Origin of the sequence: Rickettsiales endosymbiont of Stachyamoeba lipophora, assembly GCF_003932735.1 — a bacterium.
Classification (GTDB): domain Bacteria; phylum Pseudomonadota; class Alphaproteobacteria; order Rickettsiales; family 33-17; genus RICK01.
Window position 1 is genome coordinate 19,462 of the sequence record NZ_CP033611.1, and the last position, 17,664, is coordinate 37,125.

The following is a 17,664-nucleotide window of genomic DNA, read 5'->3' on the forward strand; positions in this document are numbered from 1 at the left end:
TTTATATTTAATTTCTTTACTAAGCTTTTAGGTCGGTTGAACAATCCGATCTTTTGCCTTTTGAATAAAACTAATATAAATGTATAAGTGATGTATCTAGTTAAGCCTTACAAATGGTTTATTTTCATCACAAATAAATAACAAAAATGGTAAAAATAATCCTCGCCAAGTAAATTTATTTGATTAACAATACAAGGAAGGCTTAAATGGTCCTTGTAAGGCAGCTACTAGGCAAGATTTTAAATATTATTTTATTTTCTAGAGATTATTATATATGTTAAGTAAAGTTCTTTTTATTATTATTTTTTTATTTTCATTAACTTCCTGCAACCATAACTTAAATTATAAAGAAGAGGAACCTAATTTTTCCTCAGCTGAAGAAGCCTTTAATAAGGCATTTGATTATATTAAAATTAAGGATTATCATAAAGCCAACCAGACTTTTGAAGTATTAGAAAAGGAATTTCCTTTTTCTACTTGGGCAACTCATGGACAGCTCATTAATGCTTATTTAAACTATGAGCAGGGAATTTATGGTGAAGCCCTTGCTAATCTTGAACGTTTCCTACAATTACATCCTACTCACAAACATGCCGATTATGCCCTATATCTTAAAGGTATGATTTTTTATGTTCAGGTTAATACTTCAGAACGCGATCAAAAAAATAGCTATGAAGCAAAAGAAACTTTTGAAAATCTAATAGCTCAATTTCCTAATTCCGTTTATGCCAAAGATGCCAAGTTCAAGATCGACCTAGTGAACGACCATTTAGCCGGCCAACAAATGGAAATTGGACGATTCTACCAAAGTAAAAACAGCTTGGTTGCAGCAGTAAACAGATATAATATTGTCATTGAACAATATCAAAATACTATTCATGTATCTGAAGCACTTTACAGGCTAGTTGAAATTTATATGACCCTAGGACTAAAAGGCGAAGCTCTTAAATATGCATCTATCTTAGGACATAACTACCCTCATAACCCATGGTATCATAGAGCCTACGATTTAATGACTAACACCGATAAATATTATCTTAAAAATAATAAATGGTATAAGAAATTACTGTAAATGTTAAAAAGCATTGCCATCAGCAACTTTATAATTATTAACCAACTAAGCCTAAAATTTTATAAAGGTCTTACTATTATAACTGGTGAAACTGGTAGTGGTAAGTCTTTACTTTTTGATGCCTTATCCTTTGTATTAAACCTCTCTAATCAAACTAATCTTTTAACAACAGGTGAACAAAAAGGCTATATAGTAGCTGAGTTTGATGCTTCTTTAAACCAAGAACTCAAGCAAATTTTTGCTGAATATGATTTAGGTTCAAATAATAATATTATTATCCGTCGTACCTTTTCAAACGAGAATAAAACCAAGGCTTTTATTAATGATATTCCGGTTACTCAAAGCTTGCTCAAAAAAATTGGCCAAGAATTAATTGAAATCTCTGCACAATTTGAAGCAATGAAATTGTTTAAGCCAAAATTTTATTTAAACTCCATTGATGATTTTGGTAAAAATTATAGTTTACGCGGGCAAGTTTCTGAAGAATTTTTAACCTTACAACAACTAAAGAATGAGTTGGAAGAATTAATTTTAGCGCAAGAAAAGCAGCTTGCTGAGCAAGATTATTTAGAATTTGTACTAAAAGAACTGGAAGAGCTTAAACCTATACATGGAGAAGAAGATAGATTAGTTGAGCAGAAATCATTGCTTAATAAAAAAGTTAAGTTACAAGAATTCGTACATAATGTAATTGAACATATTGATGGTAATAATGGTATAAACTCACAAATTAACTCTCTACAAAAGTATATTATCCGCAATAGTAACCAGTTTGATGAATTAAATATAGGTAGCATTAGCGATGATTTAGATTTAGCACTTACCCAAATTAATTTAGTACATGAAAAATGTGGACAATTAGTTGACCGGGATTATGGCGATCTTGAAGAAATTGAAACAAGATTAATGAATCTTAAAGCTGCCGCACGTAAATATAGAGTTACGGTTGAAGAATTATCTACTTACCAAGAACAAGTAGCCGAAAAAATCAATAATTTAAATACGCTTGATGCTAAAATTAAAGAACAAGAAACCTTGGTTACCTTACAACATGAAAAATATTTAAAGCTTGCACAAGAACTTTCGCAGAAAAGGCTAGCTCAAGCCAAAATATTAAGTAGCAGCTTAAATGATCAACTAAGATCACTTAACATGGTTCAAGTAGATATTAAAATTGAACATCAAGAAACCCCTATTTCCCAAAATGGTATCGATTATTTTGAATTTTTACTTAAGACCAATGAAGCAAGCGGTTATGGTAAATTAAGCCAAATTGCCTCAGGGGGGGAGTTATCACGAATTATTTTAGCAATTAAAATTATTCTTGCTGATAGCGACATACCTAAACTTTTAATTTTTGATGAAATAGACACTGGGGTTAGTGGCTCTACAGCAAGTAAAATTGGTAAAAAACTAAAAGAGCTCGCTAAAATCCATCAAATTATTTTAATTACTCATCAGCCCCAAATTGCGGCCTTTAGCCATCATCATCTTTTAGTTAGCAAAAGTAAGCAAGGATTAAGCCATATTGATTATTTAGACCCAACTACTCATTTAACTGAAGTTGCAAGATTATTATCTGGAGAAAAAATTACAGCTGAAGCAATGACGGCAGCAGAGAAATTAATTGAAGAAGGACAATTACCTTAGATGATGATATTTGATACCAAGAAAACTAATTTAAACAATGAATATCATAAACTTACCGAACTCATAAAAAAATATAACCATGCTTATTATGATTTAGATCAGCCATTGGTTACAGATGCTGAGTATGATCAAATAGTCCAACGTTTAAAGCAGATTGAAGAACAACAACCAGCACTTACTCAAAATAGCATATTAGCCCAAGTGGGTGGCAAAGCACGTGAAGATCTTAACAAGATCACTCATAAAAAACCTATGCTCTCGCTTGCTAATGCATTTGAAAAGGAAGATTTTGAGAATTTTATAGAGCGCATTTATAGATTTTTAAATCTTGCTAAAAATCATCCTCTTTCCTTTACTTGCGAGCCTAAAATTGATGGTTTATCAATTAGCATTATGTATCATCATGGCAAATTAAAATATGCTTCCACTCGTGGAGATGGTTTTGTAGGAGAAGATGTAACCTCTAATATACTGACCTTAAAAGATCTTCCTATTACCATTCATCATCCCAATTTACCGGAATATTTTGAAATTCGTGGGGAAATCTACATGACCCATCAAGAATTTGAGAATATTAATGAAAAAAGAAAAGAGCAAGATTTACAACTTTTTGCCAATCCTCGTAATGCAGCAGCTGGCTCCCTAAGACAATTAGATGTAAATATTACTCGAGAACGAAATTTAAAATATTTTGTTTATAGCCTAGGTTATACTGATTCCCAACTTTTTAATCAACATAGTGAAGCTTTAGCCTTCTTTAAATCTCAGGGTTTTTGCGTATATAATAATATTATTACTACCGATAAATTAGATGATATTTATAATTATTATAATCAAACCAATCAAAACAGAAGTAATTTAAATTTTGATATTGATGGAGTAGTAATTAAATTAGATGATATTGCATTACAAGAAAGGTTAGGCACAGTTGGCAAAACTCCTAGATGGGCCATTGCTTTTAAGTTCCCTGCATTTGAAGGCATTACTAAGGTAAATGATATAAGAGTGCAAGTAGGGCGTACAGGAGCGGTTACACCTCTTGCAATTTTAGAACCATTAAACTTAGGGGGAGTCGTAATTTCACGTACCTCCTTACATAATAGCGATGAGATCCAAAAAAAAGATATTAAAATTGGTGATTATGTAAGTATTAAACGTGCAGGAGATGTAATTCCCCAAATTACTAAAGTCATTAAAGAAAAAAGAACTGAAACACACGTAAAAGACTTTATTTATCCTACCACGTGCCCTGAATGCGGGCATGAGCTAGTCAAAGAACCAGAAGAAGTTATTATTAGATGTCCTAATAAATTTGGCTGTATAGCTCAGCATTTAGAATATTTAATCTATTTTTGTTCTAAAAATGTTATGGATATTGAAGGACTTGGTGAAAGACAGGTTGAGTTTTTATATGAAAATAAGTTTATTCAAAATGCTCATGATTTTTATAACTTAGCAGATAAAAATAAGGCTTCGCTTACTAAACTAGAAAGTTTTCCAGGTTGGGGTAAAAAGTCAGTTGATAACTTATTTAATTCTATTGAAAAAAGTAAGAATATCACTCTAGATAAATTTATTATGTCCTTATCTATTAGGCATATCGGGTTACATCTTTCTAAATTGCTTGCTCGTATGTATAAAACCTCTCAAAATTTTGTTGAAAGTTGTACTAAATCAATTGATCCTAATTCCGCTGAATTTATTCAGTTAATCAATACCAATGGCATTGGCGAAAAGAAAGCTTTAAGTATTATTGACTTTTTTCAAGATGCAAGAAACGTAAAGCATACAGAGGACTTATTAGCTGTATTAAACGTCAGCGATTATCAAGAAAACAACATTAAACAAACTGCATTAAGTAATAAAACATTATTATTTACCGGAACTTTAACCGCTTTTTCAAGGTTAGAAGCTAAAGAAATAGCTGAAAGAGCCGGAGCTAAAGTGGTATCAAGTATTTCCAGCAAAACTGATTATCTAGTAGCAGGAAGTGATGCCGGAAGTAAACTAAAAAAAGCTCAAGAATTGGGAGTTAAAATTATTACTGAAGAAGAATTTTTAAAGCTGGCCAATGAAGAACAATAAACTAGAAGCTATTCAAAAATTACTAACTCAAAAAGGCATTGATTATTATCTAATTCCTAATAGTGATGAATTTTTTTCAGAATATCCGGCAAGCTATGCTAAACGCATTGAATATTTAACTGGATTTAGTGGATCTTTTGCGATTGTAGTTATCCCTCAGGAAGGCATTCCTTACCTATTTACTGACGGCCGATATACTACCCAAGCTAAGCTTGAATGCGGACAAGCTTATAAGATTTTAAATATCCGTGAGCAAAATATTTCAAATTTTTTCAATGGTCATGATAAACTTATTATAGGTTTTGATCCAAAAGTATGTAGCAAACAATTTATAGATTCTTTAAAAAACTCCTGTCCTAATTATCAATTTGAAATTACTGAAAATCTAGTGGATTTAATCTGGGAAAATAAGCCTACGTATCCATCTTCACCAGCCTTCACTTTGCCACTTAATATGGTAGGTAATACGGTGTCATCCAAGCTTGCACCTTTAGTAGGCATGATTATAGCAAGCCATGCTGATTACTTGCTATTTACTAATCCTGAAACTATTTGCTGGTTACTTAATTTACGCTCTCATGATTTAGAATATACCCCTGTACTACTTTGTTACGCTTTGATAGACGTGCAAGGTAATATAGCACTTTTCTTAAATAAAGCAGATAGACTTAGAGACGTTAAGCTTGATAGCGATATTAAACTTGAAATGCATGAGCTTAGCAAATTAGAAGAAATTTTATCTAATAAGCTATCAGGAAAAACGATAATTTATGACGCAGCAAATTCTAATATTTATTTTGATAATTTGCTTAATACTCAGGCTAAAGTTATTCACACAAATGATACTACTTTGATTTTACGTGCGCAAAAAAATAATATAGAAATTAAAGCTATAGAACATGCTCACTTATTAGATGCAGTGAGTGTCATTAACTCGCTATATAATATTAGCACTATGATTAATGAGCAAGCATCATTAGATGAAATGAAAGTAGATCAAATATTACTTCATGAACGTAGTAAACATGATGATTTCCTATTTCCAAGTTTTTCAACTATCGCAGGATTTAATGAAAATGGTGCAATTATTCATTATCGGGCTAATCATAATACGAACAAAGTAATTAATGGCAATGGCTTACTATTGATTGACTCAGGTGGTCAATATTACAGCGGCACTACGGATATTACCCGCACTATATTAATAGGTGATACGGCTGCTAAATTTAGTAAATATTATACTGCCGTTCTTAAAGGACATATTGATTTAGCTTTAGCTAGGTTCCCTGCAAATACTACCGGCTCACAGTTAGATTGCTTAGCTCGCAAATATATTTGGGAGCTAGGCTTAGATTATGATCATGGCACGGGACATGGAGTTGGAATGTGTCTTAATGTTCATGAAGGACCGCAGCGCATTTCTAAAACGCCTAGCTCTCAGGCTTTATTACCTGGCATGCTATTATCAAATGAACCGGGAATTTATAAAGTTGGCCAATTTGGTATTAGAATTGAAAATTTAATGTATGTAAAGCAAGGTCAAGACGGCTTTCTTAGCTTTAAGCAGTTAACATTGGTGCCTTATGAGAAAAATTTAATTGACTTTTCTAGTCTATCCCCTCATCAATATGAATGGCTTAAAGCATATTATAATGATATAAAAAGCCAGATCTTACCAAAAATAGAAGATTTAAAAGCCAGTAAATGGCTAACAGAACAAATAGCAATATAAGAAAAAATTAAAATGACCGTAGTAACAAGATTTGCTCCCAGCCCTACCGGCAATTTACATATTGGCAGCGCCAGAACCGCTTTATTTAACTATCTTTTTGCCCGTAAGCATAATGGTAAGTTTTTGCTGAGAATTGAAGATACCGATAAACAACGTTCCACTAAACCAGCAGTAGATGCAATTTTTGAAGGACTTAAATGGCTTGGAATTGACTATGATGATGAAGTTGTTTTTCAATCTGAACGCGAAGCAAGACATAAAGAAATAGCTCTTAAAATGGTAGAAATGGGTAAGGCTTATTATTGCTATACTCCTCAAGAGGAAATTAACGAGCTACGTGAGCAAGCTATCAAAGAAAATAAATCATTTTTATTTAGAAGTTCTTGGCGTACTTCAAATAGCACTTCTCCAAGTGGGGGAAAAGGTGTAATAAGACTCAAAGCATCACAAACCGGTGAAACGGTAATTAATGATCTTATCCAGGGGCAAGTCACTGTAAAGAATGATCATTTGGATGATATGGTATTGTTGCGCTCTGATGGCACTCCAACTTATATGCTTGCAGTGGTGGTAGATGACCATGATATGGGAATTACTCATGTAATTCGAGGGGATGATCATTTAAATAATGCATTTAGACAAGTGCAAATTTATAAAGCAATGGAGTGGCAAGTCCCTGAATTTGCACATATGCCGCTTATTCATGGCGCAGATGGATCTAAACTTTCTAAACGCCATGGTGCAACCAATGTAATCGATTATGAGCAAATGGGCTTTTTACCAGAAGCTATGCTTAATTATTTGGTAAGGCTGGGCTGGTCTTATGGAGATCAAGAAATTTTCTCTAAACCTGAGGCCATTCAATATTTTGATTTAAAATCGGTGGGTAAATCCCCAGCTCGTTTTGATATGGATAAGCTACTATCTCTAAATTCTCACTATTTAACTCAGCTGGGACAAGAACGGTTAATTAGTTTATTGGAAACTAAAAAAAACCAACAGTTTAGCCCTATTATCATACAGCGTTTAAATGTAGGATTATCAGGTTTAATAAAACGAACAGCTACCATAACAGAACTCGCAAATGCTGCCGAAATCTATACTAAAGATAAAGTAATTTTAACAAACGATGCAAGTGATAAGCTTAAATCAGCTGATTTAACTCCTTTAAGGAAACTTAAAACTAGTTTAGAAGTTTTAAATCATTGGCAAGAGAGTGAAATTCAAACTTTACTTAAAGATTTTTGTAAAGAACATAATATTAAAATGGGTGATATTGGCCCGCTTATTCGTATAGCACTTACCGGTAGCCTTAACTCACCAAGCATATTTGAAATGATGTTTGCTCTAGGTAAGGAAGAAACTTTAAACAGAATTAATAAAATTTTATAGTAATTCTCATTATCCGCTATTTCTTTAGATTGCAATACTCTGCTTGCAATCTAATTTTGTAAGAGATTTTTAAGCAAAATAGATTTACATAATGCTACGGTTATTTTGTTAGTCTGTTACAGAAGATTACATGCTATTTACTTGCTGCTATAGCTAAAAAAGATAGATACCAGGCCAGTTTAAGTAAATTACCAAGATGGGTTTTATATTATGATGATTGGTTATCCGGGAATATGCTTATAATCTGGATCTAAAGAAATTAGGTTAGCGTCCATCTACAAACCCACTAAGAACATATAAGACCTAATAGTAAAAATCTTTGATTTTTTAAAGCATTATATAAGAAAAGCCCCTGTTACTCCAGAGGCTTTATAAGCTCTTTTTCATTATTTTTATAAACCGCGGGATATTTTAGCATCCTTGCTAATAAAAATATAATCAACCATAGGTTTGGCCATCGATTGAAGTGCTTTTAAACTTTTAAGTCCCAATTCAGGGATTCTATCCACTATATTACACGCAGTTTTAAATGCTGCATCTGCTTGCTTTGGAGCTATAAACCTCCCTAGAAGATATGCTGCAGCAGATACCCCAACAATACTAGTAATAGTAATTAAGGCAATTTTAAGCCATTCTCTGCGAATTGGTGGTAATTCTAAATTTTCTCCCAATGCATCATTAACCTTATTAATAATATTGGGCCTATTATAATATATAGCTAAATCTCTAAATTTCATTCCATCTTTTGGATCAGCTTCTTCGCCATTTTTGGAGAATATCGATTTTACTTCAAAATACTTCGCTCTCTCTGTTTTGGATAAATTACGTAGGAACGCTATAATATGATCTGTTCTTACGCCCTCATCTTGATAAGAGTAGTCGTCCCCTATCATATGATTAAGTATCCTAAATTGATCATTTTCTGGAAGTTTCCTCTCATCTTTAACTGCCTTAACGGCTGCTTCAGCAATGTTTTTTATATTTTTTAATTCTGCTATTTTTAAAAAAGTTTGGCTAGTTGCCTGCCCGGTTCTATTTTTTTCATTTTGGTTATTAACAATCCATTTTAGCACTAGAAAATCATCTATCTCCTGATTACTAAGCCTTTTTAATTCTCCTATAAGCTGCTTTTTTAGATCCTCATTTTGATGCGCCTGATTATTTATTAATAATTTAATTAAATTAGCTCTTATAATTTTTAAATTTTCAATATGTGAATTATCTGAAGCTTGCATTCCTGATTGTGCAGTTGACATTTCATTCCCCCTTAGTACTTTAATTTATAATTATTAATTAGTAATTTTATTTAATTAACAGCCATAATACCTTAATATTATTTTAACCTCAAGCAAAAAAATTAATAAATCATTAACCTTGCTTGTTGCTGAACTTGCTAATAAAAAAGCCCCTGTAATAGCAACAAGGGCTTTTCTTTTCTGAATAATAATGCTGCTTTAACTAACCGCGAGTTATTATAGAATTTCGGCTAACACTTACCTTATCCAATAATGGTTTAGCAACTGACTTAACTTTCTCTAAAGCTTTAAGCGCAAAATTAGGTATGTTACTACTCATTGCATTACAAACCGTTTTAACTGCAGCCTCAGTTTGCTTAGGAGCCATTAACCTACCTAGAAGGTAAGTACAACCAATTATACCAAGTATGCTAGCAGCGGTAATTAAAGTGAGTTTTAGCCAATCTCTTTTTCCTGCTTTCAGAGCTTGTGGGGAAGCAACTGACCCATCAGCCGTAGTTACTGGCACTTGCTGGACTGGAGCTTGTGAGGCCTGCTGGGCTGCCGTTGACACTATCGGCTCAATCGGTGTTGCACGAGCTTGTGGAGAAACAACTGGCTCAGCCGGAGTTACTGGCGCTTGCTGGGCTGAAGATTGCGAAGAAACAACTGGCCCATCAGTTGGAAATCCTGCTTTAGGCAAAGCTAACATTTCTTTTTTGCCTTTATACAAAGCTAGCTGCTTAGAGGTCATTTCATCTCGTGGCTCAACAGATTTTCCATCTTTAGAAAACTTCCATGTAGCTTCATTAAAATACTGTGCTCTTTCTTGATCAGATAAGGTATTTAATAAAATTCTAATATGCTGCATTCTGATGTTTTTTTGATATTCATCTGGATTTGAATCTCTCGACAATTTTATTTCATTAATTTTTTGAAATTTATCACGTGCTGGAAGTTGCCTCTCATCTTTCACTGCCTTAATAGCTGCTTCGACAATATTTTTTATGTTTTTTAATTCAGCTAGCTCTAAAAATGTTTTATCATTTAAACTAGCCTCTTTCCACTCCCACGTCTGCTGTAAAAAATCATCTATTTCATCATTATTAAGCACTCTGAACTTTTCTAGTATCTTTGATAAGAGTTCATCATCTGGTAACCTTTTCTCCATCATTATATATCCTAGTAAGTGCATAGATATAAAATATAGGGTATCTCTTCTAAGCATTTTATCCTCTACTTGAGTTTGGCTTTGAACTGTAAATGCTGGCATTTAATTCCTCTTTGCAATTTTAATTTTTATAATTATTATTTAGTAACTTTGTTACATTGACAAACATCATATGTAAATATTTCCTTAATTGCAACAAAAAATTAACAAATTATTAACCTTACTAATAAAAAAGCTCCTGCAATAATTTCAAGAACTTTTTTCTGAATAATAATGCTGCTTTAACTAACTGCGGGTTATTACAGAATTTTGGCTAGCACTTACCTTATCCAATAATGGTTTAGCAACTGACCTAGCTTGTTCTAAAGCTTTAAGTGCAAAATTAGGTATATTTCCCATTGCATTACAAACCGTTTTAACTGCAGCCTCAGTTTGCTTAGGAGCCATGAATCTACCTAGAAGGTAAGTACAACCAATCACGCCAAGTATGCTAGCAGCAGTAATTAAAGTGAGTTTCAGCCAATCTCTTTTTCCTGCTTTCAGAGCTTGTGGAGAAGCAACTGACCCATCAGCCGTAGTTACTGGCACTTGCTGAGTTGAAGATTGCGAAGAAACAACTGACTCAGCCGGAATTACTGGCGCTTGCTGGGCTGAAGATTGCGAAGAAACAACTGACTCATCAGCCGTAGTTACTGGTACTTGCTGAGTTGAAGATTGCGAAGAAACAACTGACTCATCAGCCGTAGTTACTGACGCTTGCTGGGCTGAAGATTGCGGAGAAACAACTGGCTCAGCCGGAGTTATTGGCGCTGCTTCTGTATTATGTATTGCACTATTGCCTTGTAATTTTTCTCCTAGCGGTTGTAGTTGCTGTCTACTTTTATTACTTGATTCTTTGAGCTGCTCATATAAATCTAGTAAGTCTTTATACTTCTTATTTAAATCATCTATCTCTTGCGTACGATCTGCTTTTGTATTATGTATTGCACTATTACCTTGTAATTTTTCTCCTAGCTGTTGTAGTTGTTGTCTAATTTTATTATCTGATTCTTTGCACTGCTCCACTAAATCTAGTAAGGTCATATTCATCTTATATATATCATTTTTTATCTCATGCATAGGACATGCTTTTGTATTACGTATTGCACTATTGTCTTGTAATAGTTTTTGCCTAATTAGCTCGTTTTCCTGCTCCCGTATATCTAGTAATGCCTTAAAATCTATATAAAAATCTTTTATCTCTTTTGTGAATATTGCTACCTTATTAATTTGGTCTTGACTTGTAAATGCTGGCATTTCATTCCTCTTTATAGTTACTATTTAGTAAATTTATTTTATCAATATACATGCTATATTAACATTATTTAAACATTAAGCAATAGGTTAATAAATTGTTAACGTTACTTGTTGCCGGACTTGATAATAAAAAAGCCCCTGCAATAGCAACAAGGGCTTTTCTTTTCTGAATAATAATGCTGCTTTAACTAACCGCGAGTTATTACAGAATTTTGGCTAGCACTTACCTTATTCCATAATGGTTTAGAAACTGACTTAGCTTGTTCTAAAGCTTTAAGTGCAAAATTAGGTATATTTCCCATTGCATTACAAAGCGTTTTAACTGCAGCTTCAGTTTGCTTAGGAGCCATGAATCTACCTAGAAGGTAAGCACAACCAATTACACCAAGTATGCTAGCAGCGGTAATTAAAGTGAGTTTTAGCCAATCTCTTTTTCCTGCTTTCTGAGCTTGTGAAGGAACAACTGGCTCAGCCGGCGTTGTTGGCATTTGCCGGTCTGGAGCTTGCGAAGGAACTGCAGGGTATTGCAAAAAAATCACGTTATCTACTGGATGCTCAGCACCTAACTCCCTAGCAAAATCTCGGCTAATCACAAAATACACTATGTCGTTGCATTTTTTAACCATCTGCGGGAAGGTCATTTTATCTAGTGAATTAGGAGCTTCTCCATCTTTAGAAATCTTCCATTTTATTTTAAAATATTCTATTCTTTCTGCCTCTGACAAAGTAAGTAACAAAATTTTAATATGTTTAGCTCTTAGGAGTTCCTCACGTTTATACTCTGAATTATCCAGAAATATTTCATTAATTTTTCTATATTTATCCGCAGTAGGCAGTAATCTTTCTTCTCTTACAGTCTTAATAGCTTCTTCAGCAATATTTTTTACCTGGAAATAATTGGTTATTTCTAAAAAAGTTTTTCCAATAAGTTTTGCAGAAGTTTTTAAAAAGGTTTCTTCCTTACAGAAGTCCTGTTGAGTTTCATAATCCCAACGTATTTGTAAAAACGATTCTATTTCCTTATTTGTGAGCTTTCTTAGTTGTGCAACAAAAAATAATAACAACGCCTTGTTTTCTTTTACAGGCTGCTCTTGTAATATGGCCTTTACTATGTTGTTGTATATACGATGATATAATTTTATAGTGATTTTCGAGTCTTTCTCTTGGACAAAATCATGAGATGAAAATATTGACATTTTAACCTTATTTGTGAATTGATTTAAAATTATTAATTTTACTAATTTATTTCGTTAATAATTTATATTAATTAAATATTATTTTAATATCAAGCGGGAAAATTAATAAATTATTAACTGATCTTGTATATTAAAAACTTATGTACAAGCTTTAATAAAAAATTGATATAAGTTTATCTAGCAATCTTAAACTATTATTCATAACTGATAAAGCTAGCGTTTATGAAAATAATTGTGGTTCTCTTTGAATACCCATAGTCATCAATGAGAAAGCTCTTGATGCTCCGTAGATATTGCTGCTGTTCCTAAAGAGGATACATGCGATGTATAAGCTGCTGGTGGTAATTCATTTAACAACACTGCGCAAAAATCAAAATTATCAGCAGATTGCATAGGCCATGATTCAGATAATTCTATATCTTCATATACAGTACGGGATGACAAAGGAAGACAGCAACTATATAATACATTTGAATATTTTACTAAATTGCTCCATAGAGTCTTAACCCATTGAGAAAGATACGCTTTAGAAGAGAAGGCATCAGGGGTTTTTAATTCTTTATCCGCTTGCCGTTCTTTTATACCTCTAGGATGATCAGCTTCAAAGAAATCCTCAGGCACCTCATCTTCTCTTTGCTCTGGTCGCTTTGCTACCATACCATCAGATAGCTGGCCTCTGAGCTCAAAAGCTAGCGGTAATGCATCTTCATCAAGTTCAGTATCAATACTGCTGATTGATTCGATTCTTGTTATGTTATTTTCTTGCTGTGATGCAATGACACTAGCAGCTTTTATTCCTATCATTGGTTCTAAATCACTTGCACATCCTCTATTCTTTTGCTGCAAGCTATACTGCTTAATTTGTTCTTTTAAAGTTTTAGCTGCTATTTCTGAACATTCTCCTCCCGCATGACCGTCAAATACCGCAAACATTAATGAGTTGCTAGCTGCATTTAATTTAGTTACCACCACAGTAATATTATCATATGAATTTAATACAACAGCAGCGCGAACTAACCATTCAGCAAAACTTCTTTTCCCTTTACCATTTTCATCATCATTGAACCAAAGTGCATAAAGCTGTTCAATCTTTTGCTCATTTAGTGCATCTCTTTCATATAGGCCATCACAACTAGTTATAATTAATACTTCTTTACCTTGATTAATTTCCTCTTCAAAACTAATTTGTCCAAAATCAGGCTTTTTTGAGACCGCTTGACCAAGATAAACATCACCGTAAGCTCTACCCATTTTTAAATTTCCGCAAATTCTCTGACTATCTAATGCTACCCACCCCCCTACGGAATAAATGGATTTTAGATTAATCGGATCAGTGGCGTTATGATCACGAGTAAGCCTAACAACATTTAACTCTTTGCCATCTTTGCTAGAAATAATGGCTATCATCCGAGAATCACCGACATTACTATAAGTTAAGCTTTTAGTTTGCGGATTATAATAACCGGTAACCGCAGTAGTTCCTGGAGATCTTTCTCGAACTTGTTGATCCCATTGAGCTTGTTCACGTGTCTCCCTTGCTACTCTAGTTGATTCTTCTTCTGTTGATTGGTTCATTACCTCAGTGATATCAAAAAGATATTGTAAGGCATCTAAGGGTCCTAAATGAAAATCTACTTCCTCTGCCACATAAGTATCTTCCTGGATTCTTTCATGCCATTTTCCTCCATCTTCTGCTATTTCAAAAGGCTTTTGTATTTCTCCTATAGACCCAGGCTCTATTACATCCAAACTCTTTTTTGGCTTAAATGGCCATTTACTTCGATCTAAACTAATAAAATTGTCTTCTAATCTTCGCCAATCAAGCAGAGGTAATCCTTGCTGATATTCATTAATCTTTTGGTTACTAGCCTCAATAAGAGTTATGCGAGAAGCTACTAAAGCTAAAAATTTGGTAGATTTTAAAATATTTTCGGCTTTTCCTCGGTTGCCTATTTCCTTGATAAGATCTATCATTAAATTAATGCTTATTTCTTCTAGATTTTCGCTGTTACTTTTACTGAAAGCTGATTCTTGAAGGAGAATTTCATCATCTGGTAAAAATAATGGTTGATCATATTTTTCTAGCCTTACGATTTCATCCATTAACTCTAGAATATTTTTAGTGCCTAAAAATTTAAATGCACCAAAATCATTTTCCTGATACGAATTAAAATTATCTTGTATTTCTGTTAAAACTTGCTGGATAGCCAAAGATAAATTATTAAAATATCTAAGTAATAAAGGACTAGGTGAAGACATAAAGCAACCTACTTTTAATTTAAAGAAATAAACTATTATTTACCTTAAAATAAAAGTTTAACACTTTCGACACAACAAAACAAGCCTATATAAATCATGAACTTATCTTTATTCACACAGTAACACTAGCGCTTATTAGGCTGGTTTTATCTTTAAAATTCATAATAAATATCATCCATTATTAAGACAATTTTTCTGCTGGTATTTTTTACTGTTAGCAATATATCCTTTCTGAACTTCAAGTAGCACATTTTCTACAATTGAATGTAAAATATTACTAACCTTCTGTTTTTTGTTTCTATTGCTTATCAATAATATTCTTAAAGAAAAGCCTTAATTTTTTGTAAAGACCGGTCGTCAAAACTAGTAATCCTATTAAAGATAGGTTACTTTCCTGCCACATCGCCATATAATAATATTAACTATGTGGCAACCTTTAAAATAAGCGATATGCAACTCAACACTTTACTAGTATAATTTATCATCTAATATCAATTGATCTTAATAATAAACTCTGGAGTTATATGAAAAGCTCTGCCTATGCTATTGCAGAAGGTTTTAAAACTAATGAACTAGCCGAATATTTAAGAGGTAAGGGTTTTGAACCTAAACGATATGACGATGTAATTCACATTAGCACTCAAAATATTGATACCAAAGATTCTATAGGTGATATTTTTTTCTTTAATTATGGATGCATTGTAACTTGGAATGTAGTCAGGGAGTTTTCTCACTCGTTAATTAAAGATTTAGCCCCCTTTTCTCATAATCATTTTGAAGAAAATTATTTTATCGAACAAACTAATTTCATGATTAACCGCGAGGAAAAAACTCAGATTGTAGAGGAAGAAGACTTAATCGTACTTGAAGAGGAAGATGAACTCATTAAACTCTCAATGTCACATGCTCTTTCTCAATCTGCAAAGCTTGATGCTTTTGAACTTAGGGTTAATAAAGTTATAGCCAATACTAAACCAATTGCCGATGAACTGGCTAAAACTGGGAAAGTTTCTTTATCTCGTAAAAAATTATCCAAGAAAATAGGTTGGATTTTTACTGAACGTAATAGTATTAATCTGGATAACGACATTCTTGATACTCCAGAATTTTTTTGGCGTAGACCAAGATATGAACCACTTTATACTATGGCAGCCCTTTATTTAGATATTAATACTAGGGTTGATATCTTAAATCGCAAACTTAAAGCAATTTATGAGCTTTATGAAATTTTATCCAATGAGCTAAACCACATACATTCTTCTCGCCTTGAATGGATAGTAATAATACTTATTGCGCTTGAAGTGGTAATGGTAATTTTAAAAGATTTACTTAAATTGATTTAATTTACTTAGAAGAATGTTGTTAGAAGAAATTTATAAATATTACGGACCTTATTTAAAAAAGGTCGATAATATAATTTATCAATGTTGCAAAAATCGTTTTCCTTTAATTGCTGATATTGTTCAGTATGTCATAACCTCAGGAGGAAAACGTCTTAGACCTTTGCTTACCATTCTTGCTGCCGATATGTGCGGTAATTTAAATGAAACTGCTCTTAAATTAGCTGCCAGCGTTGAATTAATTCATACAGCTACCTTACTTCATGATGATGTGATTGATCACAGCGAATTGAGAAGAAATAAACCAACAGTTAATTATAACTGGGGTAATAAAACCAGCATCTTAATGGGAGACTTTTTATTTAGTCAGGCATTTGAGTTAATGGTTACTTCTAAATCTTTTCAAGTACTAGAATTATTATCTTCCACCTCGGCGATAATTTCTGAGGGAGAAATTATTCAATTAAATTCTTTAGGTGATATTGAGATAGGTTTAGATACTTATTACACTGTTATTAATGCAAAAACTGCTGCACTTTTTGCTGCTTCTACCAAAATTGCTTCGCTAATTACTGAAAGCAATGAAGGCCTCGATGAACATCTTTATCAAATCGGTAAAAACTTTGGTATGAGCTATCAAATTACTGATGATTTCCTAGATTATACTCGAAGCACTAATAGCGGTAAAAATCCTGGTGATGATTTTTATGAAGGCAAAGTCACCCTTCCTATCATTTTACTCAAAACCCAAGCAGATAAAGAAGATAGCAAACTAATTACAGCTATGTGGAATAATAAAAACTTTGATCAAGAAAATTTTAATTTTATCAACTCGCTTATAACCAAATATGATATTACCAACTTGATAAATAATATCACCTGTAACTATTTAGATAAGGCTTATGGGCATCTAAAAACTTTTCCTGATAACACTGCCAGAAAATCTTTTGCTACATTGATAGATTTTTGCATTAAAAGAGACTTTTAGCTTGCAAAATAAAAAATTTATTTTAATAATACATCCCGTAGCTTATTTGCTGCTATAGCTCAGTGGTAGAGCACTTCATTGGTAATGAAGAGGTCGTAGGTTCGATTCTTACTAGCAGCACCATCTATTATTATTTTTTTGCTATTAAAAATTTCTTACTTAATTTTACTAAACCCTTTATCAGCTTTTATTAATACATATACCAAGCTATTAATATCTTATTTTACCCCCCAATTCCTTAAGAACAA

General features: G+C 32.8%; 12 protein-coding genes and 1 tRNA gene. 8 read left to right on the plus strand and 5 right to left on the minus strand.

Translation table 11 applies throughout. The annotated features are described in order from the left end of the window. Nucleotides 1–274 precede the first annotated feature (274 nt). Genes EF513_RS00080 through gltX form a run of 5 tightly spaced genes read left to right on the plus strand, consistent with a single transcriptional unit; the run spans nucleotide 275 to nucleotide 7,931 of the window. Nucleotides 275–1,072, plus strand: coding sequence for an outer membrane protein assembly factor BamD (locus EF513_RS00080; protein ID WP_125215383.1), 798 nt, complete (start codon nucleotides 275–277; stop codon nucleotides 1,070–1,072). Continuing rightward, nucleotides 1,073–2,722 (plus strand): DNA repair protein RecN, encoded by a 1,650-nt coding sequence (locus EF513_RS00085; RefSeq protein WP_125215384.1) that lies wholly within the window; start codon nucleotides 1,073–1,075, stop codon nucleotides 2,720–2,722. Next, nucleotides 2,723–4,807 (plus strand): NAD-dependent DNA ligase LigA, encoded by a 2,085-nt coding sequence (gene ligA, locus EF513_RS00090; protein WP_125215385.1) that lies wholly within the window; start codon nucleotides 2,723–2,725, stop codon nucleotides 4,805–4,807. It begins immediately after the preceding gene. Beyond that, nucleotides 4,794–6,539, plus strand: a complete 1,746-nt coding sequence (locus EF513_RS00095; RefSeq protein ID WP_125215386.1) for an aminopeptidase P family protein — start codon at nucleotides 4,794–4,796, stop codon at nucleotides 6,537–6,539. Before ligA ends, EF513_RS00095 begins: the two co-directional genes overlap by 14 nt. 12 nt (nucleotides 6,540–6,551) lie before the next feature. Continuing rightward, entirely contained in the window at nucleotides 6,552–7,931 is a 1,380-nt protein-coding gene (gltX, locus tag EF513_RS00100) for a glutamate--tRNA ligase (RefSeq protein WP_125215387.1), read from the plus strand. Nucleotides 7,932–8,323: 392 nt separating this feature from the next. Here the strand turns inward: gltX and EF513_RS00105 are convergent, their stop codons facing one another. The 5 genes from EF513_RS00105 to EF513_RS00125 form a co-directional block, all read right to left on the minus strand. Next, entirely contained in the window at nucleotides 8,324–9,187 is an 864-nt protein-coding gene (locus tag EF513_RS00105) for a hypothetical protein (RefSeq protein WP_125215388.1), read from the minus strand. Between the two features lie 202 nt (nucleotides 9,188–9,389). Next, nucleotides 9,390–10,439 carry a hypothetical protein gene (locus tag EF513_RS00110; RefSeq protein ID WP_125215389.1) on the minus strand — a complete coding sequence of 350 codons (1,050 nt, stop codon included), beginning with the start codon at nucleotides 10,437–10,439 and terminating at the stop codon, nucleotides 9,390–9,392. Nucleotides 10,440–10,622: 183 nt separating this feature from the next. Beyond that, nucleotides 10,623–11,633 (minus strand): coiled-coil domain-containing protein, encoded by a 1,011-nt coding sequence (locus EF513_RS00115; RefSeq protein ID WP_125215390.1) that lies wholly within the window; start codon nucleotides 11,631–11,633, stop codon nucleotides 10,623–10,625. 188 nt (nucleotides 11,634–11,821) lie between these two features. Further along, nucleotides 11,822–12,829, minus strand: coding sequence for a hypothetical protein (locus tag EF513_RS00120; RefSeq protein ID WP_125215391.1), 1,008 nt, complete (start codon nucleotides 12,827–12,829; stop codon nucleotides 11,822–11,824). 261 nt (nucleotides 12,830–13,090) lie between these two features. Continuing rightward, entirely contained in the window at nucleotides 13,091–15,088 is a 1,998-nt protein-coding gene (locus EF513_RS00125) for a PP2C family serine/threonine-protein phosphatase (protein WP_125215392.1), read from the minus strand. 524 nt (nucleotides 15,089–15,612) lie between these two features. On the opposite strand from EF513_RS00125, the gene EF513_RS00130 reads away from it, so the two are divergent. The 3 genes from EF513_RS00130 to EF513_RS00140 all read left to right on the plus strand — a co-directional run bounded on the left by EF513_RS00130 (nucleotide 15,613) and on the right by EF513_RS00140 (nucleotide 17,539). Then, the gene (locus EF513_RS00130) at nucleotides 15,613–16,431 is read left to right on the plus strand and encodes an RMD1 family protein (RefSeq protein ID WP_125215393.1); all 819 of its coding nucleotides are present in this window, start codon (nucleotides 15,613–15,615) and stop codon (nucleotides 16,429–16,431) included. 13 nt (nucleotides 16,432–16,444) lie between these two features. Further along, the gene (locus EF513_RS00135) at nucleotides 16,445–17,416 is read left to right on the plus strand and encodes a polyprenyl synthetase family protein (protein WP_125215394.1); all 972 of its coding nucleotides are present in this window, start codon (nucleotides 16,445–16,447) and stop codon (nucleotides 17,414–17,416) included. A 48-nt stretch (nucleotides 17,417–17,464) separates the two neighbouring features. Next, a tRNA-Thr gene (locus tag EF513_RS00140) sits at nucleotides 17,465–17,539 on the plus strand. Nucleotides 17,540–17,664: the final 125 nt, after the last annotated feature.

What these genes read in the sequence shown, in the direction of transcription:
- EF513_RS00080 (WP_125215383.1), top strand. Translation starts at nt 275, where the DNA reads ATGTTAAGTAAAGTTCTTTTTATTATTATTTTTTTATTTTCATTAACT.
- EF513_RS00085 (WP_125215384.1), top strand. Translation starts at nt 1,073, where the DNA reads ATGTTAAAAAGCATTGCCATCAGCAACTTTATAATTATTAACCAACTA.
- ligA (WP_125215385.1), top strand. Translation starts at nt 2,723, where the DNA reads ATGATGATATTTGATACCAAGAAAACTAATTTAAACAATGAATATCAT.
- EF513_RS00095 (WP_125215386.1), top strand. Translation starts at nt 4,794, where the DNA reads ATGAAGAACAATAAACTAGAAGCTATTCAAAAATTACTAACTCAAAAA.
- gltX (WP_125215387.1), top strand. Translation starts at nt 6,552, where the DNA reads ATGACCGTAGTAACAAGATTTGCTCCCAGCCCTACCGGCAATTTACAT.
- EF513_RS00105 (WP_125215388.1), bottom strand. Translation starts at nt 9,187, where the DNA reads ATGTCAACTGCACAATCAGGAATGCAAGCTTCAGATAATTCACATATT.
- EF513_RS00110 (WP_125215389.1), bottom strand. Translation starts at nt 10,439, where the DNA reads ATGCCAGCATTTACAGTTCAAAGCCAAACTCAAGTAGAGGATAAAATG.
- EF513_RS00115 (WP_125215390.1), bottom strand. Translation starts at nt 11,633, where the DNA reads ATGCCAGCATTTACAAGTCAAGACCAAATTAATAAGGTAGCAATATTC.
- EF513_RS00120 (WP_125215391.1), bottom strand. Translation starts at nt 12,829, where the DNA reads ATGTCAATATTTTCATCTCATGATTTTGTCCAAGAGAAAGACTCGAAA.
- EF513_RS00125 (WP_125215392.1), bottom strand. Translation starts at nt 15,088, where the DNA reads ATGTCTTCACCTAGTCCTTTATTACTTAGATATTTTAATAATTTATCT.
- EF513_RS00130 (WP_125215393.1), top strand. Translation starts at nt 15,613, where the DNA reads ATGAAAAGCTCTGCCTATGCTATTGCAGAAGGTTTTAAAACTAATGAA.
- EF513_RS00135 (WP_125215394.1), top strand. Translation starts at nt 16,445, where the DNA reads ATGTTGTTAGAAGAAATTTATAAATATTACGGACCTTATTTAAAAAAG.